Consider the following 20789-nt stretch of genomic DNA (forward strand, 5'->3'; position numbering starts at 1 on the left):
GTTATTTTTTGTAGTTCACACGCCAGAAATCCTGCCAGCCTTCGCGCTTGTCGAGGTCGTCGGCCGCCGTTGCGGCATCAAAGGCCATCAACTCGTCGAGATGATCGGCTACCCGCGATGGTTCGTCCGCCGGCAGACCGATTTTCGTGTTGCCGGAGATTTTGCCATCGACCGTCTGCGGCGAGATGCCCTCTTCCGTCATCAGATAGTGAAGGAAGAGCTTTGCAGCATTCGGGCTTTTGGTCTGCCCGGCAATCAGGCCGAAGCCGGGATAGAGGAACCCGGAAAACGGTCTGACGCCACTGCAAAGACCGAGCTTCAGCCCCTTGGCCTCATTATCGCGGTATTTCGCCGCCGAGGTGATGACGAAAAAGGGATCGGTCTGTCCCGGAGCGCCCGCCGCATCGGCAACCGTGCTCGAGTCCGTCAGCAGGGGAGCGTTCTCGGCAAAGGCCTTCACCCAGGCAGCCGTCGCGCTTTTTTCGCCCGTTTCCAGCTTCTTGCCGTAGAGCTCCTCATAGGCCTTGGCGACATCGGCATCATGATGGGTTTCGATCTGGTTGAACCAGTCGGCATAAAGCGGCTTGTCGAAGAGATCGAGCATGGCAAGCTTGCCCTTCCAACGCGGCTCCGTCAGCTGCCAGATGTTGGTGACCGGGCATTTGTCGTATTTCTCGGTATTGTAGGTCCACACATGCGGATCCGAAACGACCACGAGCGGATCGCGCAGCTTTTGCGGAATATCGCTTTCCATATCCGGTGGCGACCAGCTGGTGGCAATGCCTTCCGGCAGAAGTTCCCCCATGGCGGAGGCGACATCCGTTGCGACGCTGACATCGCCGACGACATTGCCGGCGCGATGTTCGCGGATCATCAACTCGACCTGAGTTGCCTCGTTCACTTTCTTGCCGCTTGCCTGCACGCCATATTTGGCGGTGAAGGCCTGTGCGGTGTCGACGATCTTGCCGGTCACCGCATAAACGGTGATCGGTTTTTCCTTCTTCGCGGCGTCGATGAGCGCATCGAGATTAAAGGCGTCCTGCGCGTGGGCAGCACCGCCAAGCGCCAGCGAGAAGATAAGGGAAAGGGCTGAAGCCGCCATCCGCCGCCGCCGCTCGCCACCACATCGGTTCTTGGTCATGATATTCACTGTGTCGGTCCCCCCATTATTTCTTGTAATTCACGCGCCAGAAGTCCTGCCAGGTTTCGCGCGCATCCCAGTCTTCCAGGCTGGTGGCCATGCTGTAGGGCAGAACGCGGTCGAGCACGGCGCCGATACCCGAAGGTTCGTCGGCGGGCAGTTTTACGTCTTTGTTGGTGGACATCTTGCCGTCGATCGCCTGCGGCGCGATGCCTTCAGCAGTCATGACGTAGTGAATGAAGAGCTTTGCAGCATTGGGGCTATCCGTGCCCGTGGTGATCAGGCCGACACCTGGATAAAGCCAGCCGATCCACGGCTTCAGCTCATTGCAGAGGCCGAGTTTCATGCCCTTGTCGGCATTATCGCGAAACTTCGCCGAGCTGATGAGGCCCATGAAGGGCTGCTTCTGGCCAGGCGTGCCAACGGCTTCCGCCGCCGCTGCATCGGCATCGGTCAGCAGCGGCGCGTTGGCGGCAAGTGCCTTGACCCAGGCCGCTGTCGCGCTTGACTCTGCGGTCTCGAGGTCCTTGCCGTAAAGCGCCTTATAGGCCGCCTTCACCTCCCCATCGCCATGCTTAGCCATCTGGTTGAACCAGTCGACATAGGATGCCTTGCCGAGCGGATCCTGCATCGCCACCTTGCCCTTCCACTTCGGGTCGGTCAGTTCCCAGATATTGGAAACGGGGCATTTGTCGAAAAGCTCGGTATTGTAGGCCCAGACATTGGCGCTGGTGACGACGGTCAGCGGATCCTGATATTCCGGCGGAATATTGCCAGCGAGATCCGGCGGCAACCAGCTTTCAACAAAGCCCATTGGAATAAGCTGTGCCATCGCCGCCGGGGCATCGCTGATGATCGAGACGTCACCCTGAATATTGTTGGCCCGCGCCTCGCGGATGACCATCTCCAGCTGCGCTGTTGCCTTTACCTTCGCACCCTCCGCGCCCACGCCATACTTCTTGGCGAAATTCTTCGCCATTTCCACGATCTTGCCCGTGCTGTCATAGACGGTGATCGGCTTTTCCTTTTTGGCAGCCTCGATCAGGGCGTTGAGGTCGAAAGGCTCCCCCGCCTTCGCCACGCCGCCAAACGTTGCCAGAATTGCCGTTGCACACAGGAGACGGCTAAGGCCGCCCGTCATTTTCCGCTTCATACTGCTCCTCCTTCAGCAAGCGATTGTCAGTCTTTTCGTCGTTGTCAGTTGTAGCTACTGCTCCTCAGCACGGCGTCCGCTTCGGTAATCCGTTGCCCTTTTGCGTCGAACACATGCAGGGCGTCGGGAGGCACGTGGAAAAACACACGGTCGCCACTATCGACGCGCGGCAGGGCATGGGTGGTCAGGAACAGCGTGTGGTTCTCGCTCCTCAATTCGAGAATCCAGCTGCCGCCCGTCGGAAGCACGCCGGTCACCGTCATTTCACCGAAGAGGCTGCCCTGCGGTACATCCTCAGACCTTGCCGTGTAACCCATCGCCTCTGGCCGCATGCCGACCGAGGCGATGCCGCGCAACTGCGGATAGCGCGTTGCGAAATAAGCCTCCGCATTGTCGGCGATATCAGACACGCCGGGCTGGCCGAAGGTCAGGATATTGATCGGCGGACTGCCGACGAATTCGGCGACGAAGCGGTTGGCCGGACGGTCGTAGATATCGTTCGGCGTACCCATCTGCTGGAGCGTGCCCTCGTTCATGACGGCGATTGTCGTTGCAAGTGTCATTGCCTCCCACTGGTCATGCGTCACGAAGACGATGGTGGTCTTGAACTCCTTGTGCAGCCGCTTCAGCTCGGCGCGCATTTCCAGCCGCAGCCGGGCATCGAGGTTGGACAGCGGCTCATCCAGAAGCAGCACGCCGGGATTGACGGCAAGCATGCGGGCCAGCGCCACACGCTGCTGCTGCCCACCGGAAAGCTGTGACGGATAACGGTCGCGGTACTTGGCAATGTCGAGCGCCTGCATGACGCGCTCGACGCGTGCCTCCCGCTCGGCTTTCGGCAGCTTGCGTAGGCGCAGGCCGAAATCGGTGTTGCGCTCGATGGTCAGATGTGGCCAGAGCGCGTAGCTCTGGAAGACGAGCCCCATTTCGCGCTTTTCCGGCGGCACGAATATGCCGTCATTGACGGAATCTATCACCCTGTCGCCGACACGGATTTCACCGCCGGAGAGGTTTTCAAGACCCGCGATCATGCGCAGCGTCGTGGTCTTGCCGCAGCCGGAAGGGCCAAGCAGGCACATGAATTCGCCGTCGCGGATTTCGAGATCGAGATCGGAAACCGCATTTGCGGAATTCACGCCGTAGTTCTTCTGCGCCCCGCGCAGGTTGATGGTAGGCATCAGCTTCCAAGTCCTTCTGCAAGATTTGTGCGGGTCAGCTTCTGGGCCAACAGGGTACCGAAATAGGCAATGCCAGCGATGATCAGCACCACGGCGTTTGCGGCCTGCGTATAGTGGTAGTCGACCAGCCGCAGCGAATAGGTGGTCAGAACATCCGTGCTCGGCACCGCGAGGATCACGAACAGGCTCAAGCCCTTGATGCCCGAGATGAAGGGCAGGAGAACCCCCGTCACCAGCGATCCCTTCTGGATGGGGATGACGATCGAGACTATGCGGCGGAACCAACCGGCACCGGCGATCTGTGCTGCCTCTTCCGGGTCCTTTCCAAGCTGTGTCATGGCCGAGATACCGGCGCGCGAGGCATAGGGCATCTGGTCGGCAATCAGTGCGAGGATAAGGATCGTCACCGTGCCGTAGAGCGCCGGCATCGGCCCTCGCGGAACCGCAAACAGCGAGAGATAGGCGGCGGCAAAGGCGATGCCGGGCACAAGATAGGGCAGGAACGTGACTTGACGCAGATAGACCGACAGGGCGCGCACCGGCGTGCGGATGACGACATACCCGACCAGAAGGCCGAGGACGCCAGATGCGAGCGAGGCAAGACCAACGATCATCATCGTGTTCTTCGCGGCTGCCCATAGATCGGGGCTTAAAAGAACGCCGGTCTGCAAGGCCACCGTGTTGAGATTGCTGCCGATCCAGTAATCGAGCGTGAAATTGTCGAACGTGAATTTGGCCGGCATCTTCATGACGGTCGAGAGAGCGAGGGTGAGCAAAGGCAGGCCGACGCTGAGAATGAAGACAGCGGCCGCAAAGCCCGTTGCCGGAAGACGCATTTTGCCGAGGCGGCTTTGCCGGTTCATCGACCCCTTCGAGCCGATCGTCACGAAACGGCGGGCTTCGCGAACCAGGCGGGCATCGATCATCAGCGTGATGATGCCGATGAGCATGATCGAGGCCGCAACGACGCCGGCAACACCGGTCTGGCGCGAGGCGATGCTGCGGAACAGCGATGTCGAGAGGACTTCGAACTTCACGGGAAGCCCGAGAACATAGGGTACGCCGAATTCGCCAAGGCACTTTGCAAAGATCAGCACCATGGAAGAGAGCAGCGCCGGGCGCATCAAGGGCAGGATGACCTGCAAAGCCACCTGATAACGATGAGCGCCGAGAATGCGGGCCGAATCCTCCAGCTGCGAGTCGAAGCGGCGCAGCGCCGAGCCGAACAGCAGGATAACGAAAGGTGTGTAATGCAGGGCAAGGATGATGGTGATCGGGAAGCGCCCATAGGCCACCCAGTCCGGCGGTGTCAGGCCCATCGCCTCGAACCAGCCGGGTTGGCCGCCAACGGTGCGGTTCTTGAACAGCGTCGTCCAGGCGAGAGCGAAGGTCCATGCGGGCAGCATGTAGGGCACGATCAGCGCGGTCGCGAACCAGCGGCGACCGAACATGTCCGTGCGGCTGATAAGCCAGGCAAGCACCGTGCCGATAACAAGCGAAAGCGTAATCGCCCCCAAAGCGACGGTGAGCGTGTTGAAGAGCGGATGCCAGAAAAGATCCGTTGCGACGGGCGAGAAGAACGCCCTGTCGAGATAATAGAGCGTGAGGTCACCGACATCCTTGCCAAGACGCCGTTCGTGGCCGAACTGGACACGGACGGCATCCAGAACGATAGAGATGATCGGAACGACGATCAGATAGGTGAAAAGTAACGCCGTTAGCACGCCGATGAGCGTCGTCGGCTCCCTGAGCGCGACCTTGAGGCGATATCGCCAGGCCTGCCATGCCGAAGGCGCGGTCGCCGGGGGACGCCCCAGTGCCTCCGCCTTCGTTGATTCGCTTAAAAGAGCCATTATTCCTCCCCATATGGCCGCAACATTGCTCCGACACGCCGGCAAGCATCTGCCTGCGCGCAACCTGCGGAACAGGCGGCGCGTGCGTCGAACATGAGCAATGCGTCAATGCTTCAGCAGCGGGCACATCAGGCCCGCGAGCAACGATGATCCAGCTCCTCCCGGAAACATCGCCGGCAAGCAAAACGTGGAATAAATATTCCATATAGCGCTTAACCTTGGAATGCATGATCCATCCTAAACGGCATTTTGTCAACGAAAAAATGCACACGTGATCATTGATATATGCCATTGTTTTTAAACGGTTTTATTGAACGTGTTTTGCAAATTTTTTTATCGACGCACAAGCAGTCATTTTTTCCCGCAGAATGAAAATGGAAAGGACGATATATTTGCCGGCGAAAGCGAGAACCGCCTTCCATCAGCAAAAGCGCTTCGCACCTGAAATATTTCGATTGGAATAGTCGACCCTTATGGCCTGTGATATCAGACATGAGGTTTTGCAACGGGGAAGTTGAATGGCGAGAGGGTTCGTGACGGCCGAAGAGGTGGCGAAAAAGGCTGGTGTCTCGCGCTCCGCCGTCTCGCGCACATTCACCCCCGGCGGCAGCGTATCGAAGGCCGTCCGGCGCAAGGTGCTGAAAGCCGCGCATGAGCTTGGCTACCGCGTCAACCGTCTGGCCCAGGGCCTCAATAATGACCGATCCAATCTCATCGGGGTGGTCGGTGCCAATCTCAGCTCGCCGTTTATTTCAAAACAGCTCGACCTCCTCAGCATCGGCCTTCTGCGTCGCGGCTTGCAATGCCTGCTGCTGAATGCGGCCGATGCACGCAAGGATATCGCGCCGCTGATCGAACTGCTTTTCGAGTTTCGCGCCCAGGCCATCGTCGTACTCTCCGGCGAGCCGCCAGCATCTATCGTCGACGAATGCATTGCCAATGGCGTGCGCCTCATCCTCATCAACCAGCGCCTCGACCGGACCGATACGAACATGGTGCTGAGCGACGATTCCCACGGCGCCGATCTCGCCGCCATGCGGCTTGTGGCGGCAAAATGCCGGAAGGTCGCGGTCGTTTCCAGCGGCAGCCAGACACCGGCACAGCTGCGCCGCGCCGGCGCTTTCACCCAGCGCATGAGCATCGAGGGTATCGAGGTCGTTCCATGGTCGGGCGGTCCGACGAGTTATGACAGCGGCTATCAGGCAGGCTGCGAGTTGCTGACGGACAAGACAATAGACGGCGCCTTCTGCGTGACTGATCTGCTGGCACTTGGCTTCATGGATGCAGCAAGGCTAGAGATGGGCCGCCGAATTCCTGAAGACCTGTCGATTGTCGGTTTCGACGATATTCCGCAGGCGGGCTGGAAAAGCTATCAGCTGACGACCGTTGCCCAATCCTTTGACGCGCTGACCGAGAAGGTCCTGACCGCCCTCGACAGCGACGAGCCCGAGACCCGGCTTCAGGTCGTGCCCGTTGAGATGGTCGAAAGGATCACCGCGCGCTAGAAGAGCACTCCTGGGCAAAAACCACAGCGCCGTTTTACTGGCATGGCTTCAACCCGCCTGCTTGATCCGGCTTTCGATCAGGAGACCGCTTTCATCGAGGATCGGATGTGCGACGGCGGCGATATGGGCGTTGATGCGCTTCAGATCGCGCAGCATGTCGAGATGCACTGAGCTTGTCTGGATGCTGTCGGTCAGGCCGTCGCGCAGGCGCTGGAGATGTCGCTCCGATGACTGTTTTTCCAGCCGGCGCACGTCTTCCTTCACCTCCACCAGCCGACGGGCAAGGTCGGCATTGCGGGTGGCGAAAACGGATTGCGCCATGCGGATATTGTCGAGTGTGATGGAGAATAGACGTTCCAGCTCGCTTTTGCCATCATCGGAAAACCTGAGACCAAGATTGATCTTCTTGGCGATTTCCGGGCGGATGCCCTTCTCGATGATATCGCCGATATGTTCGAGATTGATGGCATATTCAACGATATCCATCGCACGTCGCTGATCCTTCTGGCACAAACCGTCCTGGCCCACCTTTGAGACATAGACCTTGATGGCATGCTGGATACTGTCGACCCGGCCTTCCAGCGTACTGATATCATTGAGCTTGGAAAGATCGCTGTCGCGCATGGCGTCATTCGCCTGACGCAGCATGCGCTCGATCAGGTCACCAACCAGCATGACCTCGCGGCTTGCACCGGCAAGCGCCGCAACCGGTTGACCCAGATCATGACTGTCGAGATAGCTGCGGCGGCTTTCGGTTCCCTCTTTTTCCGGCAGCAGCGCGGTCGTCATCCGCAGCAACAACGGCGATAGCGGCCATGCGATCGCGGCAACAGCAAGATTGAAAAGGAGATGCGCATCGACCGCTAGATTGGCGTGCGAGAAAGGCGACATGTCGAGCAGTGCCGCGCCGTACCCGGCAAGAGGCAGGGCTGCGACACAGCCGGTGGTCCGGACGATGAGGTTGCCAAGCGCCACCCGGCGCGCCGCGACCGGCGCCTTCAACGTCGCCAGCACCGGCGGAACCGCGCCGCCGAGATTGGCGCCGAGTACCAGCACGATAACGAGGCTTGTTTCAATGCCGCCGCTTGCCGCAAGCGAGAGTATGAGGACGACGATGGCAAGGCTCGATGATGCCAGCACGGCCAGCACCGCGGAAAAGATCAACGCGACCGGCCAGGCATTGCCGAGCATGGAAATGAAGAGGTTAAGCGCCGGCGACTGCCGGATCGGATCCGTCGCCGCGGAAAGAAGATGCAGGGAAAGCAGCATCAGGCCGACACCGGCAAGGGCAGCACCCGCACCCTGCCGCTGCACCGACTTTCCACGCAATAGAATGACACCGGCAAGGATCAGCATCGGCGACAGCCAGCCAAGACCGAGTGCGACAATCCACGCGGTCGTCGCAGTACCCACATTCGCGCCGAGCAGCACGATTTGCGCCATCGCCGGTGCGATCAAGTCTTTTTCAACGAAGGAGGCAACCATCAGCGCCGTGGCTGTCGAACTCTGCAGGGCGATCGTCGCCACGAGACCGGCGATGAAGGAGCGAAACCCTCCCCGTGTACCGGCGGCAAGCCCGATGCGAAGCTTGGCGCCGAAGGCACGCGACATTCCGTCCTTGATCTGCCCAAGGCCGAAAAGCAGCAGCGCCACCGCGCCGAACAGATTGATGCTGACAACGACCGATTCCACTAGATCACCTCGCCTGTCCTGCTTGCCGCCACTCTTCCCCGAGGGGACGTTGATCTGCCCCGTTCACATCGCGGATTGCGTCGAAAAAACCTACGGATCACACCGCAACGGATTGGAGTTGCGGTGTGAGACGGAGCTCCAGATGCCGCAAACCGCCTTCGGCACGGTCGAGAAACAGCCCAAGGGCACCGAAGAAGATTTCGATAAAACTCTTAACCGAACCGTCGTGGTGATCGGGCTCACGGCCGAACCGCTCCGCCAGCATCCGGTAAAGGGAAAGCCGTTGAGGCGCGATATGGACAAGCGCCAGCCCCGCGCCCTGACGCAGGCAATACCAGTCAGCAATAAGCTCGAACATCGGCAGATCGGAGGAAAGCCCGGCATCATGCGAGGCAAGGCTTTTTTCACCAAGTAGGCCGATAACCTCGGATATGGTTTTATCCGCAATCGCCGCCACGATCCCGGCTGGCCACTCCTTGGTGAAATAACGATGCCTGATAAGCGCGCGTTTGTGGCCAAGCAGGAAATCACCATAATTGCCGGCCGCAAATGCGCGGTCCTCATCCTCGCCCGCAAGTGCCATTTCCTGCGCATACCCCCGGCAAATGCGGCTGTTAATCGGCAGCGCGGCCATTTCCACCGTCTCGATGGAAATCTCGTGCTGCTGGGGATGGACGACCTTGAAGGCGGGTGGAAAGGCAACCAGAGACGGCACGGCGATATTGGTGAGCGAGGTTTCCCCTTCCCCACGCCGGGTTACGCCTTCCACATGCAGATGCCCGCTGAAATGGACTTGGAACCCGGCCTCAACCAGCGCATCCTCAACCGCCTTGCGCGGCGTGCGACGCACCACGTTGGTTTCGCCGAACAGCGCACTTTCGGCACCGCTTGCGCCATCGAAGGGATCGAGCGCCGGATAGTGCGAAAAGCCGAGCAAAGTCTTGCCGAGCGCCTGCGCTCTTTTGCGCACATCGGCAATCCAGTCGATGATGAAGGGCTTGCAGCGCAAAAGCGCATTCCAGCCGCCAGAGGTACTGTCGGTGAAAGCCGCTTCCTCACCCGTCTCGAAAGTGCCGTCAAGCGGTTCGAAAATATTGGCGTCGATCATGAGCAGCCAGAGGCCCGGCTCCGGCTCAACCAGATAAGATGCGTCCATCAGCCAGTAGATATTGGTGCCATCGGGGGAACGCACCTCGTAGAGACGATCTTCCGTCGCATCGGAAAGCCCGAACGGTGTTTCCCAATGCAGATAGTCCGGCTGGCGGAAATATCCGAAAGCCCCCATCGGGCCAAGGCCAACGGGGTAGCCTTCGCAATACATCCGGTCGCTGATCACCACCCGATCACCGGCCCGCCGCGCATCGCTTGAAACGGAAAGGCATTTGCCGTTCTCCGTCAGAAACTCCTTGGTATGATGTCGGCCACGCGGGCCGAAAATATCGTGGTTGCCGGGCAGCGCATAAAAGGCGGTGCCATGGGTATCACGATGACGCTCCAGAATACCCTTCAGCGTTTCGGATGTCGCGCGCTGGCCGTCGTCGGTATAGTCGCCAAGCAGCACCACATGGCGAATGCCCCGCTGCCGCACTTCTTCGAGTGCAGCATGCAGCGCATCGGCGCTTTCGTTGAAAACACGGGTGGATTCGCGTGTATCCGACCAGCTACGCATGGTGATGCGTTCTCCATCGACCTCTATTCCGGGAAAACCGAAATCGGCCGCCGTGTCATGGAAATGGGCGTCGGCAATGACGGCGACGGAAGGAAGCGTGCGTTTCAGCATGGTTGGACAGTCTTTCTGCCTTCGACCATATCGATCCAGTCGGAAGCGCGGCGGGCAGCAGCATAAAGCATCGGTTTCGGTGTCTCGAACCATTCGTCCGGCCGCAATTCCCGCTTCGTGCGGATCACAGCCAGTGCATCGTCGAGGTTAGGGTAAAGATGCGGCTGCTGCTTGTGCAGGAAAAGCGCGACCAGCGATACCGAGCGGCTGCGGCCGCTGCGGCAATTGACGAGCACATTGCCGCCATCGGGGAACGGATAGGTTTCGCGCTTCGGCATGGTCTGCCGCAATGCGCCGTCGAGAATATAATAGGCCCCCAGCATCATCGTGTCCGGACTGCCTTCGCCGTCGATAAGACCGAGCTTATAATAACGGATGTCGCCATACCCCACCGCGCACCTGTCGCCATCTTCCGCCAACGCCTGCACGAGATTGATATCCAGATTGACGGCGCAGTTGACGACGGTGGTAATGCCGTGCCGGTGAAGGAGCCCAAGGTCGCTCGCACCATCGCTGCCGCCGATATAGAGCGCAACGTTACGCGGGCCGAGCCCTTCCGCAATCAGGCTGATCGCAGGCCGGGCATAAACGGGTCCATCCATCTCATTCCTCCACATGCACCAAGCACCCTTCACGGACGGGCGCTCGTCTAAACTCAGGCCGATACGGCCCGCTGCCGATCCGAAGGCTGCCGCTCTGCCAAAGGTATCTTCGATGCCCGGCTGACGCCGCTTGCAACACCGCTGGCTGCGGCCAGCACCGGCCCGCCATTTTCAAGACTACCGATCTCCAGGAAAGGGCAGACGTCGCCGCCAGCTTCGCTGACGAGTAGCAGTCCCGCAAGACAATCCCATGAATTCATGTGCAATTCGAGATAGGCATCGGAGCGGCCATCGGCCACATAGGCAAGCGCCAGCGCACCGGAACCGGCGCGGCGCACGTTGGTGCCCATATCGAGCAGGTTCTTGACGACATCAAGATAGGTGGCATTCTCGATACGGGTCGACCAGCCCATTTCGATTGAGGCCGCATCGAAACGTTCCGTCTGCGCAACCTGGATCGGCTGCCCGTTACGCGTTGCCCCCTCGCCGCGTCGGGCGAAATAAAGTTCATTCAGAGCCGGATTATAGATAGCGCCGATTTCGGTTTGCCCGTTTTCGACATAGGCGATGGAGATGCAGAAGTGCGGAATGCCGCGGGCGAAATTTGCGGTGCCGTCCACGGGATCAACGACCCAGACGCGATCACCGATCACACCGCCGCCCTCCTCGCCGAAAAAACTGTCCTTAGGAAAGCAGGCAGAGATCGCGCCGCGAATATGCGCTTCGGAGGCTGCATCCGTCACCGTCAGAAAGTCCTGCGGGCCCTTCATCGAGAAGCTGCGTGTCGCCTCGCCCTGAAAGCCTTTCAGCACCAGTTCCCCGGCGGAAAGAATAACGCTGCGGCACAGTTCGGCACGGGCTGCCAACGTATCCGGATAAGGCATCAGGTCCATGCGGAATAACCATCCCTCAAAAGATTGAACACGCGTTCATATTGCACACGTGTTCAATCTTTTCAAGCGTGATTTTGTGGCGGGCGGTCCGCTGGAGTTCATACCAGTCCCCTAAGCATTCAGACAACCGGTTTAGCCCAAAATCCCCCAGACGCGATGGAACGGTTTTGCACTGCGGGAGTTTCCATATCGCAACCCAAGCAGGAGGAAGAAAAATGGATCACGCCAATCACGTACGCCTCGTTGAAACCGAACTGACCCCGTCGGTTCTGGAAGGTGCAACAGTTTATGGCGCAGATGACCACAAGGTCGGCAAGGTCGATCATGTCCATGGCGTCGGCGCGGCAAGCACCGCGATCATCGACGTCGGCGGCTTTCTCGGCATCGGCGCAAAGCCCGTCGCCGTACCGCTCAGCGATCTCGATTTCATGCGCGATGAAGACGGCGATGTCCACGCGATTACCTCGTGGACCAAGGATCAGCTCAAGGAAATGCCTGAGCATCACCACTAATCTTTGAAAAACGCCCGGCTACCAGCCGGGCGTTCTTTTTTCTCCTGTCGGGCGACCCCGCCCATACTCCCCATAAGATGAGCTAAGGCCCGATTGTTCTGCCGACCGATGGAACGCTTAAGCGTATCGAGCATTTTCATGGCGCTCAAAAAATTCGGGCGCAATGCAGTTCAGGGGGACAGTGATTGAACAACCAGATACAGGCCACTCCGCTGAGCATCGACGACGTCACCGTCATCGATGACGAGAAGGTCAAAAAAGCAGTTACGGCAGCCGCTCTCGGTAACGCGATGGAGTGGTTCGACTTCGGCGTATACGGCTTCGTCGCCTATGCCGTCGGCAAGGTCTTCTTCCCTGACGCGTCACCCGCCGTTCAAACGGTGGCGGCGCTCGCAACCTTCTCCGTCCCCTTTCTCATCCGCCCATTGGGGGGCGTATTTTTCGGCGCCATGGGCGACAAATTCGGGCGTCAAAAAGTCCTCTCACTGACAATCATCATCATGGCCGCGAGCACCTTCTGTATCGGCCTCATCCCCGGTTATGCCACCATCGGCATATGGGCACCCATTCTGTTGCTGTTATGCAAGCTTGCCCAGGGGTTTTCCGTTGGCGGCGAATATACCGGTGCGGCCATTTTCGTGGCGGAATACGCACCTGACCGGAAGCGCGGTTACCTTGGAAGCTGGCTCGACTTCGGCTCCATCGCCGGCTTTGTGCTTGGCGCGGGGCTCGTCGTGCTGCTCAGCACCGCGATGGGTGAAGCCAAGTTCCTCGACTGGGGCTGGCGCATTCCGTTCTTTCTGGCGGCACCCCTCGGGCTGATCGGGCTTTATCTGCGCCACGCGGCAGAAGAAACACCAGCCTTCACCGAACGCCTGCAGCGCTCCGAAGAAGAAGACCGGCAGTCGCTGAAAGAGCGCCCCATGGTTCCCATCGCCGAGATCGTGAGCCAACATTCCCGCTCGCTGGCAATATGCATAGGCATGGTCCTCGTGACCAATATCACCTATTACATGCTGCTTACCTACATGCCGACATATCTGTCGAAGACGCTGAATTACAGCGAGGACCATGGCGTCCTCATCATCATCGCGGTTATGGTTGGCATGCTGTTCGTCCAGCCCGCCATCGGGCTTTTGAGCGACCGGATCGGACGCAGGCCGTTTCTGGCGGTTGGCAGCACGGCGATCCTGTTTCTTTCACTGCCGGCATTTCATCTCATCGCCAGCGGACAGGTTGTTCAGATTTTCTTCGGCCTGCTTATCCTGGCGGTCGCACTTAACTGCCTGATTGGGATCATGGCATCCACCCTCCCGGCCCTTTTCCCGGCCCGCATCCGCTACAGCGCGCTGGCTATCGCGTTTAATATTTCGATCATCGTTGCCGGGCTCACGCCGACACTCACTGCATGGTTGGTGGAGGTAACGGAAAATATCTATATGCCGGCCTACTATCTCATGGTCGCGGCCATCTTCGGCATTGTGACGACATTTTTCCTCAAGGAAACCGCCAACCGGCCGCTTTATGGCGACACGCCGAATGCATCTAGCCGAAAGGAAGCGAAGTCGCTTCTTGCAGAGCAATATCTGCACATCGAGAAAAGCGTCGATGAGATAGACGACGAATTGCTCAAACTTGAAGAACAGAAGGAAATTCTTCAGGCAAAACGCAACCAGCTGGTTGGCAGACATCCGGATCTGACCTGAGCGGATATCCAGTCCTGGAATAGGATGCGCGGCGATGCATTTGCAGCCCGCGCATCCCTTAAACGTCAGACGGCGAGGAACCCGCCATCGATGGGCAACACCGCGCCGGAAATCATGCTGCTATCATCTGACAGAAGCAGTGCGATGCTCTGTGCCACGTCTTCGGCCTCGGCAAAGCGCTGCAGCGGATGGCGAACCATCATCGGTGCGCTCTTGGCCGGATCGTTCCATGCTTCGGCAGCCAGTTCAGTCAGCGTGATGGTCGGCGCCACGGCGTTGACACGGATGCCGTGCGGCCCGAGTTCCTTGGCAAGAACGCGGGTCGCGCCTTCAAGCCCCGCTTTCGAGGCCGCGTAGCAGAGATGATCCTGAAAACCGCGATGACCGGCAATTGACGTGATGTTGACGATTGCGCCACCGCCGCCCTTTGCGATGCGGGCACGGGCGAATTCCTGGCAGGTGACGAGCGCGGCACGCAGATTGATGCCCAGCACAGCCTCATAACCTTCGTCGCTCATATCAAGCACGCTTTCGAGCACGTTGATGCCGGCGCTGTTGATGAGAAAATCGCATGGACCCGCCTCGACCATCGCGGCCCGCGTCGACGCCACATCTGCGAGATCGACACGGATCGAGCGTCCGCCGATTTCGCTTTTCAGGCTGTCGAGATCAGACTGGGTCCGGCTGATTGCCACGACCTCAGCACCGCGCGCGGCCATCAGGATAGCGCAGGCACGGCCGATGCCCTTGCCTGCGCCGGTGATGATGACGGATTTTCCGGAAAACTGCATGGAATCCTCTTTATTTTGCGGCCAAGACGGCCGGACGATGGAAGCGTGTGGCGCTTCAGGAATGGTTTGCGGAACGAATGGCGCGCGCCGCATTTTGCAGTGCCAGAAACGCGTCGTAGCGTGACTGGTGCACTTGGCTGAATGCAGCGTCCGGTGCCGAATATTTGGCAATACGCGACATGGCGGGCATTGCGGAAATCAGGTCGGGATAGGCCTTGGCAGCAACTGCACCAAGCATTGCCGATCCCAGAAGCACCGGCTCCTCGCATTCAGTGAGTTCAACCGGAAGCCCCGTCGCATCCGCCAGCAATTGTCTGGCAAGCGGATGCGCGCCCGCGCCGCCGCTGACACTGATCGTTTCCACGGGAGCGCCATGACGCGCCTGCGTCTCGATGATCTGGCGAAGCCCGTAACCGAGGCCGAGAAGCCCCGCCACGTAAAGCGCGACAAGCGAATCCACCCCCGTCTCGGTGCCGTAACCGGCAATGACGGCACGGGCATGAGGATCGGCGAAGGGCGCGCGGTTGCCGAGGAACTCCGGCACCACGTGAAAATTCTCGGCAATCTTTACGGCAGCGGAAGCAGACGTGGCCAAAGCCAATGCACGGTCGGCAAGCCATGCAGGTAATGAATTGCCTTCTTTTTCGGAAAGCGCCTTTGCCTCTGAAAATGCCGGGTGCAATTGCACCAGATAATCAATGGCCGCACCGGCGGCGGATTGGCCGCCTTCATTGAGCCATGCGCCGGGAACCATGGCGGAATAATAGGGACCCCAAACACCCGGCACGAAAGCCGGCTCCGAGGTGGTTGTCATGGTACAGGAAGAGGTACCGAAGACGTAACCGAGGCACCGCGAAGCGTCGCCGCCCGCAGCCACCGTGCCGACACCCCCGGCATGCGCATCGATCAGACCGGCGGCAACGGCAGTTCCAGTAACCAGCCCCATGGCTGTTGCGGCCTCATCGGTCAAACCATTACCCAGCGCCGTGCCTGGATGAACGACGCTTTCACCGATACGGCGGAATCCCTGCTCCGCCAGATCGCCAAGCCCGATGCGGGTGAAATATTCCGCATCCCAACGTTCCTCATGGGCGAGATAAGTCCACTTGCAGGTAACCGTGCACGCGGAACGATCGAGCGCGCCTGAGGCTTTCCAGGTCAGGAAGTCCGTCAGGTCAAAGAAGTGCTCGGCGCGCGCATAGATATCCGGCCTGTTTTCGCGAAGCCAGAGCAGCTTGGGCGTCTGCATTTCCGGGGAAATCCGGCCACCGACATATTTCAGAACGGCATGTTCGCCCGCATTGATCCGCTCCGCCTGTTCGACGGCGCGGTGATCCATCCAGACGATGATATCGCGCTCTGGATGATCCGGCGCGCCGACCGGAAGGGTCTCATCCTCAGGCCCGCGCACCACGAGCGAGCAGGTGGCATCGAAACCGATGCCAACCACGGCCGCGGGATCTATGCCGGCGCGCGAGACACTTTCCCGCACGCTGTCGCAAACGGCTTTCCAAACCTCACCACTCGATTGTTCGGCTATGCCGCCGTCTTCACGATGCATCGTGATCGGGCGCTTGGCGGTGGCCAGAAGCCTGCCCGCCACATCAAAGACACCGGCACGGGCAGAGCCGGTACCGACATCGACGCCAATCAGGTAGGAAGCCATTTGCGATACTCCTTGGGAGTGTAGTTTAAACGCGGTCGAAGTTGGTGGGCAGCACCAGCATGTCGCGGATGGTGACGGTGCGCTTGCGGGTCAGCATGTAAACAACCGCATCGGCCACTTCACTCGCGTCGATGAGGCTACCCGATTCCTTGGCCTTGCGAAGATTTTCTTCCGGCCAGTCTGCCAGAAGGGCCGAGACGACCGGGCCGGGAGAGACCTGCGCGATGCGCACACCATGCGGGATCATCTGGCGACGCATGCCCTGCACGAAGCTGGTGATCGCCCATTTCGAACCCGAATAGACCGGTTCCCAATAGGTCGGGAAATGTCCGGCGATCGAGCAGGTGACGATGATGTCGCCGGTCTTGCGCTCCGACATGTGCGGCACGACGGCCTGTACATTCTTCATCACGGCATTGACGTTGAGGTTCAACATCTTGTCGATGGCTTCCGGCGTGGTTTCGGTGAGATCGCCACCGATATAAGTACCTGCGTTGCAGTAGAGAATGTCGATGTGATCGACCTTCTCAAGGATTTCCGGGATCATGGCATTGCAGCTGTCTGCATCCAGAAGGTTCGTGACCTGCGCGATGGCGCGCTTGCCGAGTTTACCGACAAGTTCATTCAGGGCTTTCTCGTTCCAGTCTACCATGACGACGGTTGCACCGTTTTCCAGCAGCGCCTCGGTGGTGGCGAGGCCAATACCGGACGCGGCGCCGGTGATGACCGCGATCTTGCCTTGCAGCAATTCAGACATTTAATTCTCCTGCGTTTATGAAGATGTTTCCGGGCCGGCTCAGCGCCATTCGCGCCCGATATAGATGGCCAGCAGGATGATGCCGCCCTTGATGACATCCTGCAGATAAGGGTTGATGCCCATCAGATTGAGACCGTTATTCAGGATGCCGAGCAGCACCGCGCCGATAAGGGTACCAAGAATGAGCCCGCGTCCGCCGGCAATCGCCGTGCCGCCGAGAACCACGGCCGCAATGGCATCCAGCTCGAAACCGACACCCGCATTGGGCTGTCCGCTCATAAGCCGGCCGGTCAGAATGAGAGCTGCAAGCGCTGCCGTCACGCCTGAGATACCATAGACGGCAAGCTTGACGCGCCGGGTCTTGACGCCGGAGAGGCGCGCGGCCAACTCGTTGCCGCCGAGTGCATAGACGTGACGACCGAAAGCCGTACGCTGCAAAAGCACCCAGGCCACGGCGTAAATCACCACCATGATGATAACAGGCACCGGCACGACGCCAACGCGGCCGACGCCAAACCAGGAAATCCAGCTCGGAATGCCGCTGACGGGATAACCGCCGGAATAGATGAGGCCGAGACCGCGCGCCATTCCCATCGTCGCAAGCGTGACGATGATGGCCGGCATCTTGCCCCAGGCGACAAGTGCTCCGTTGAAGATACCGATGCCAAGTCCGATGAACAGCCCGGCCGGCAAGGCGAGCGACGCAGGCAGGCCGGTATTCACCATCAAGCCGGCAGACAGCGTGCCGACAAGCGCCATGACCGCGCCGACCGACAGGTCGATGCCGCCCGTGAGGATGACGAATGTCATGCCCACGGCCAGAATGCCGACGACTGAAACCTGTCGCAGCACGTTCATGATGTTGTTCACGCTGAAGAAATTGTCGCTCGCAAGACCCATCAGGATCGATACGACAATCAGGCCCGCCAGAGGCAGGGCGAGTGGCGAGCGCAGCATGCTGCCAAGGCCGAAACCGCTCGTCTTTTCGGCAATGCCGGTATTTGCATCAAGCGACATGTTCAACCCTCCCGGTGGTGGCGTTTGTCATTATTGTTTCTGAATTGATGTCTGCGCCCTCGACGGTGGCGACGATGCCCCCGGAGCGGAACACGCAGACGCGGTCCGACATGCCGATCACTTCCGGCAGCTCCGAAGAGATCATGATGATCGAATAGCCCTTGGCTGCGAATTCGCGCATCAGCGCATAGATTTCCGCCTTCGCGCCGACATCGATGCCGCGCGTCGGTTCGTCGAAGATCAGGACGCGCATGTCATGGTTCAGCCAGCGGGCGATAACGATCTTCTGCTGGTTTCCACCGGACAGCGTGTCCACGCGGGCATAGGGTCCCTGTGCCTTGACCTGAACCTGCGCCATCGCCTTTTTCGTGTGCTCCAGCTCTTTTTTCAGGTCGATAAACCAGTGAGCCTTCTGGTACTTGCGATAGTTGTTGAGGGAGATGTTCTGCAGGATGGAGAAACTGGTGATCAGACCCTCTTCCTTGCGGCTTTCCGGCAGCAGGCCAATGCCGCGCATCAGTGCCTCATCCGGGCCGGAAAAGCGGGTCTCGACGCCATCGACCTTGATCTTGCGGCGCGAAGCGGAATGCGCGCCAAGCATGGCCAGCACCGTTTCCGTACGCCCGGAACCGACAAGCCCGGCAAAACCGAGTATCTCACCCTGCCGCAGGGTAAAGCGCGAGACCGGCCCGCCTTTTTTCAGTTGAAGCTCTTCGACCTCGATCACGTTGCGCGCAGCTGTATCGATCTTCGGTTTGGGCGGAAAATTGGCCTCGATGCGCCGTCCGACCATCATCTCCACCAGACGGTCATTATCGACGTCAGAGGTGAGGCAGGAGCCGATGAGTTCGCCATCACGCAGGACGGTGATGCGGTCGCAGATCTCGAATATTTCCTCGAGATGATGGGAAATGAAGATGATAGCGACACCCTGACGCCGCAGCTCGCGCATGACCTTGAAGAGATGCTCGGTCTCGGACGGGGTAAGCGTCGCAGTCGGCTCATCGAGAACGAGAATACGGGCATCGAGTGAAAGCGCCTTGGCAATTTCCACGAATTGCTGCTGGGCAACGGAAAGGCGGTGCACCGGCACATCGAGCGGAACGTCCACGGCCAGGCGGCTCATGATTTCGGCGGCACGTTTACGCATCGCGCGCTTGTTCAGCAGGCGCAGCGGTCCGCGGATTTCGCGTGCCAGAAACATGTTTTCAACCGCATCGAGATAGGGGATCAGGCTGAACTCCTGAAACACGATGCCGATACCGGCGGCAATCGCCTCGTCGTAATTGGCGAAGCGGCGGTCCTTTCCGTCAATGCGGATCGTGCCCTCCGAGGGCTGCAAAATGCCGCACAGGATTTTCATCAATGTCGACTTGCCAGCGCCGTTCTCTCCCAGAAGCGCATGCACCTCGCCGGCGCGCGCCTGCAGGTCAACGCCGCGCAGGACCTCGATCTTGCCGAAGCTTTTTCTTATTCCATTCAGTTCCAGCATTTTACCCTCCTCGATGGTCGGGACATGTCCCGCCCCCACACGAGGCGGGGACGGGACCTGGGGAGGAATTCTTACCAGCTGAAGTCGCCGGCGTTCTTGCTGTCAACGACCATGACGTCGATCGGTACTTCCTTCGGAACGACGCGGGCGCCCCACTTCTGGGCAAGCGCCATGGCAAGGCCAACGCGCACCTGGTCACGCGGGAACTGCGCGGTCGTTTCGATGAAAGGGCCGCCGTCGGCAATTGCCTTCACAGCTTCGGGAGCACCATCAACCGAGGTCAGCTTGATGTCCTTGCCGGAGCCCTGGATCGCAGCGAGTGCACCCATTGCGCCGCCATCATTCACCGAGAAGATACCGGCGAGGTTCGGACGGGACTGGATCATGTTTTCAACGACGCCGAGCGCAACGGAGCGGTCCTGACGACCATTCTGCGTGTCGACAAGCTTGATATCGGCAAATTCGGCAAGCGCTGCCTTGCAGCCTTCGACGCGCTGCAGGATCGGCACGACCGGGATACCGTCGAGGATTGCGACTTCACCCTTGCCGCCGAGCGCATCACCGAGATGCTTGCAAGACTTGTAGCCTGCGTCACGGTTCTTCGAACCGACGAAGGTGTCGACCGGGCCGTTTGCGTTGGCGTCGACAGCAACGACAATCACGCCGGCAGCTTTGGCAGCGTGCACGGCGGCTTCGATGCCGGCGCTGTCGGTCGGGTTCAGAAGCAGGATGTCGATCTTCTGCTGCAGCATGTCTTCCACGTCGGAAATCTGCTTTGCCACATCGTGGCCGGCGTCGGTGACGACAACATCAGCGCCGATGCTTGCCGCGGCTTCCTTCAGCGCTTCCTGCATGGACACGAAATAGGGGTTGTTCAGTTCCTGGAACGTCATGCCGATTTTCAGCTTGTCCTGTGCTAGCGCCGGAGCGGCCATCATTGCAAGTGCGGCCGATGCCATCAGGAACTTGGATTTCATTCTCATAGTAACTTCCTCCCGTTTGGAAAATCTGGGCAATAAGAGCCCGTTTCCGGACAGTCCTCTGCCCGAAT

The 20789-nt window shown here is 59.5% G+C and carries 17 protein-coding genes; 3 read left to right on the forward strand and 14 right to left on the reverse strand.

Going from position 1 to position 20789, the window contains the following annotated elements:
• Nucleotide 1: 1 nt before the first annotated feature.
• The 4 genes from ACQZ63_RS13750 to ACQZ63_RS13765 form a co-directional block, all read right to left on the reverse strand.
• On the reverse strand, nucleotides 2-1102 hold the full coding sequence (locus tag ACQZ63_RS13750; protein ID WP_448799302.1) for an ABC transporter substrate-binding protein: 1101 nt from the start codon (nucleotides 1100-1102) through the stop codon (nucleotides 2-4).
• 64 nt (nucleotides 1103-1166) lie between these two features.
• Nucleotides 1167-2294, reverse strand: a complete 1128-nt coding sequence (locus tag ACQZ63_RS13755) for an ABC transporter substrate-binding protein (protein ID WP_111802282.1) — start codon at nucleotides 2292-2294, stop codon at nucleotides 1167-1169.
• 44 nt (nucleotides 2295-2338) lie between these two features.
• Entirely contained in the window at nucleotides 2339-3472 is a 1134-nt protein-coding gene (locus ACQZ63_RS13760; RefSeq protein WP_003518184.1) for an ABC transporter ATP-binding protein, read from the reverse strand.
• Nucleotides 3472-5325, reverse strand: a complete 1854-nt coding sequence (locus ACQZ63_RS13765; protein ID WP_448799277.1) for an ABC transporter permease — start codon at nucleotides 5323-5325, stop codon at nucleotides 3472-3474. Before ACQZ63_RS13765 ends, ACQZ63_RS13760 begins: the two co-directional genes overlap by 1 nt.
• A gap of 518 nt (nucleotides 5326-5843) precedes the next feature.
• Here ACQZ63_RS13765 and ACQZ63_RS13770 point away from each other — a divergent pair.
• Nucleotides 5844-6830, forward strand: a complete 987-nt coding sequence (locus ACQZ63_RS13770) for a LacI family DNA-binding transcriptional regulator (protein ID WP_003518188.1) — start codon at nucleotides 5844-5846, stop codon at nucleotides 6828-6830.
• Nucleotides 6831-6878: 48 nt separating this feature from the next.
• Here ACQZ63_RS13770 and ACQZ63_RS13775 read toward each other — a convergent pair whose 3' ends face one another.
• The 4 genes from ACQZ63_RS13775 to ACQZ63_RS13790 form a co-directional block, all read right to left on the reverse strand.
• On the reverse strand, nucleotides 6879-8522 hold the full coding sequence (locus ACQZ63_RS13775; protein ID WP_065705774.1) for a Na/Pi cotransporter family protein: 1644 nt from the start codon (nucleotides 8520-8522) through the stop codon (nucleotides 6879-6881).
• 97 nt (nucleotides 8523-8619) lie between these two features.
• Entirely contained in the window at nucleotides 8620-10302 is a 1683-nt protein-coding gene (locus tag ACQZ63_RS13780; RefSeq protein WP_065705772.1) for a metallophosphoesterase family protein, read from the reverse strand.
• Nucleotides 10296-10904, reverse strand: coding sequence for a dual specificity protein phosphatase family protein (locus tag ACQZ63_RS13785; RefSeq protein ID WP_038494860.1), 609 nt, complete (start codon nucleotides 10902-10904; stop codon nucleotides 10296-10298). The genes ACQZ63_RS13780 and ACQZ63_RS13785 overlap by 7 nt, the downstream gene beginning before the upstream one ends.
• Nucleotides 10905-10957: 53 nt before the next feature.
• Nucleotides 10958-11797 carry an inositol monophosphatase family protein gene (locus ACQZ63_RS13790; protein WP_038494857.1) on the reverse strand — a complete coding sequence of 280 codons (840 nt, stop codon included), beginning with the start codon at nucleotides 11795-11797 and terminating at the stop codon, nucleotides 10958-10960.
• Between the two features lie 215 nt (nucleotides 11798-12012).
• Here ACQZ63_RS13790 and ACQZ63_RS13795 point away from each other — a divergent pair, with 215 nt between their 5' ends.
• Nucleotides 12013-12309: a PRC-barrel domain-containing protein gene (locus ACQZ63_RS13795; RefSeq protein WP_003518197.1), complete on the forward strand. Its 297-nt coding sequence runs from the start codon at nucleotides 12013-12015 to the stop codon at nucleotides 12307-12309.
• 185 nt (nucleotides 12310-12494) lie between these two features.
• Nucleotides 12495-14015, forward strand: a complete 1521-nt coding sequence (gene proP, locus ACQZ63_RS13800; RefSeq protein ID WP_162696607.1) for a glycine betaine/L-proline transporter ProP — start codon at nucleotides 12495-12497, stop codon at nucleotides 14013-14015.
• A gap of 65 nt (nucleotides 14016-14080) precedes the next feature.
• Here proP and ACQZ63_RS13805 read toward each other — a convergent pair whose 3' ends face one another.
• The 6 genes from ACQZ63_RS13805 to ACQZ63_RS13830 all read right to left on the reverse strand — a co-directional run bounded on the left by ACQZ63_RS13805 (nucleotide 14081) and on the right by ACQZ63_RS13830 (nucleotide 20721).
• The gene (locus tag ACQZ63_RS13805; RefSeq protein WP_112292319.1) at nucleotides 14081-14806 is read right to left on the reverse strand and encodes an SDR family oxidoreductase; all 726 of its coding nucleotides are present in this window, start codon (nucleotides 14804-14806) and stop codon (nucleotides 14081-14083) included.
• 55 nt (nucleotides 14807-14861) lie between these two features.
• On the reverse strand, nucleotides 14862-16472 hold the full coding sequence (locus ACQZ63_RS13810; protein WP_111804668.1) for an FGGY-family carbohydrate kinase: 1611 nt from the start codon (nucleotides 16470-16472) through the stop codon (nucleotides 14862-14864).
• A 25-nt stretch (nucleotides 16473-16497) separates the two neighbouring features.
• The gene (locus ACQZ63_RS13815; protein WP_448799278.1) at nucleotides 16498-17229 is read right to left on the reverse strand and encodes an SDR family oxidoreductase; all 732 of its coding nucleotides are present in this window, start codon (nucleotides 17227-17229) and stop codon (nucleotides 16498-16500) included.
• Between the two features lie 39 nt (nucleotides 17230-17268).
• Nucleotides 17269-18246, reverse strand: coding sequence for an ABC transporter permease (locus ACQZ63_RS13820; RefSeq protein ID WP_112292320.1), 978 nt, complete (start codon nucleotides 18244-18246; stop codon nucleotides 17269-17271).
• Entirely contained in the window at nucleotides 18236-19738 is a 1503-nt protein-coding gene (locus tag ACQZ63_RS13825) for a sugar ABC transporter ATP-binding protein (protein WP_013762240.1), read from the reverse strand. Before ACQZ63_RS13825 ends, ACQZ63_RS13820 begins: the two co-directional genes overlap by 11 nt.
• 71 nt (nucleotides 19739-19809) lie before the next feature.
• Nucleotides 19810-20721 (reverse strand): ABC transporter substrate-binding protein, encoded by a 912-nt coding sequence (locus ACQZ63_RS13830; protein WP_013762239.1) that lies wholly within the window; start codon nucleotides 20719-20721, stop codon nucleotides 19810-19812.
• Nucleotides 20722-20789 lie beyond the last annotated feature (68 nt).

This window comes from Agrobacterium sp. CG160-95 (assembly GCF_053521725.1).

Coding starts and splice junctions, on each gene's coding strand:
- ACQZ63_RS13805 (WP_112292319.1), bottom strand. CDS start 14,806: ATGCAGTTTTCCGGAAAATCCGTCATCATCACCGGCGCAGGCAAGGGC.
- ACQZ63_RS13795 (WP_003518197.1), top strand. CDS start 12,013: ATGGATCACGCCAATCACGTACGCCTCGTTGAAACCGAACTGACCCCG.
- ACQZ63_RS13820 (WP_112292320.1), bottom strand. CDS start 18,246: ATGTCGCTTGATGCAAATACCGGCATTGCCGAAAAGACGAGCGGTTTC.
- ACQZ63_RS13760 (WP_003518184.1), bottom strand. CDS start 3,472: ATGCCTACCATCAACCTGCGCGGGGCGCAGAAGAACTACGGCGTGAAT.
- ACQZ63_RS13765 (WP_448799277.1), bottom strand. CDS start 5,325: ATGGCTCTTTTAAGCGAATCAACGAAGGCGGAGGCACTGGGGCGTCCC.
- ACQZ63_RS13810 (WP_111804668.1), bottom strand. CDS start 16,472: ATGGCTTCCTACCTGATTGGCGTCGATGTCGGTACCGGCTCTGCCCGT.
- ACQZ63_RS13790 (WP_038494857.1), bottom strand. CDS start 11,797: ATGGACCTGATGCCTTATCCGGATACGTTGGCAGCCCGTGCCGAACTG.
- ACQZ63_RS13755 (WP_111802282.1), bottom strand. CDS start 2,294: ATGAAGCGGAAAATGACGGGCGGCCTTAGCCGTCTCCTGTGTGCAACG.
- ACQZ63_RS13830 (WP_013762239.1), bottom strand. CDS start 20,721: ATGAGAATGAAATCCAAGTTCCTGATGGCATCGGCCGCACTTGCAATG.
- ACQZ63_RS13815 (WP_448799278.1), bottom strand. CDS start 17,229: ATGTCTGAATTGCTGCAAGGCAAGATCGCGGTCATCACCGGCGCCGCG.
- ACQZ63_RS13780 (WP_065705772.1), bottom strand. CDS start 10,302: ATGCTGAAACGCACGCTTCCTTCCGTCGCCGTCATTGCCGACGCCCAT.
- ACQZ63_RS13770 (WP_003518188.1), top strand. CDS start 5,844: ATGGCGAGAGGGTTCGTGACGGCCGAAGAGGTGGCGAAAAAGGCTGGT.
- ACQZ63_RS13825 (WP_013762240.1), bottom strand. CDS start 19,738: ATGCTGGAACTGAATGGAATAAGAAAAAGCTTCGGCAAGATCGAGGTC.
- ACQZ63_RS13750 (WP_448799302.1), bottom strand. CDS start 1,102: ATGGCGGCTTCAGCCCTTTCCCTTATCTTCTCGCTGGCGCTTGGCGGT.
- ACQZ63_RS13785 (WP_038494860.1), bottom strand. CDS start 10,904: ATGGATGGACCCGTTTATGCCCGGCCTGCGATCAGCCTGATTGCGGAA.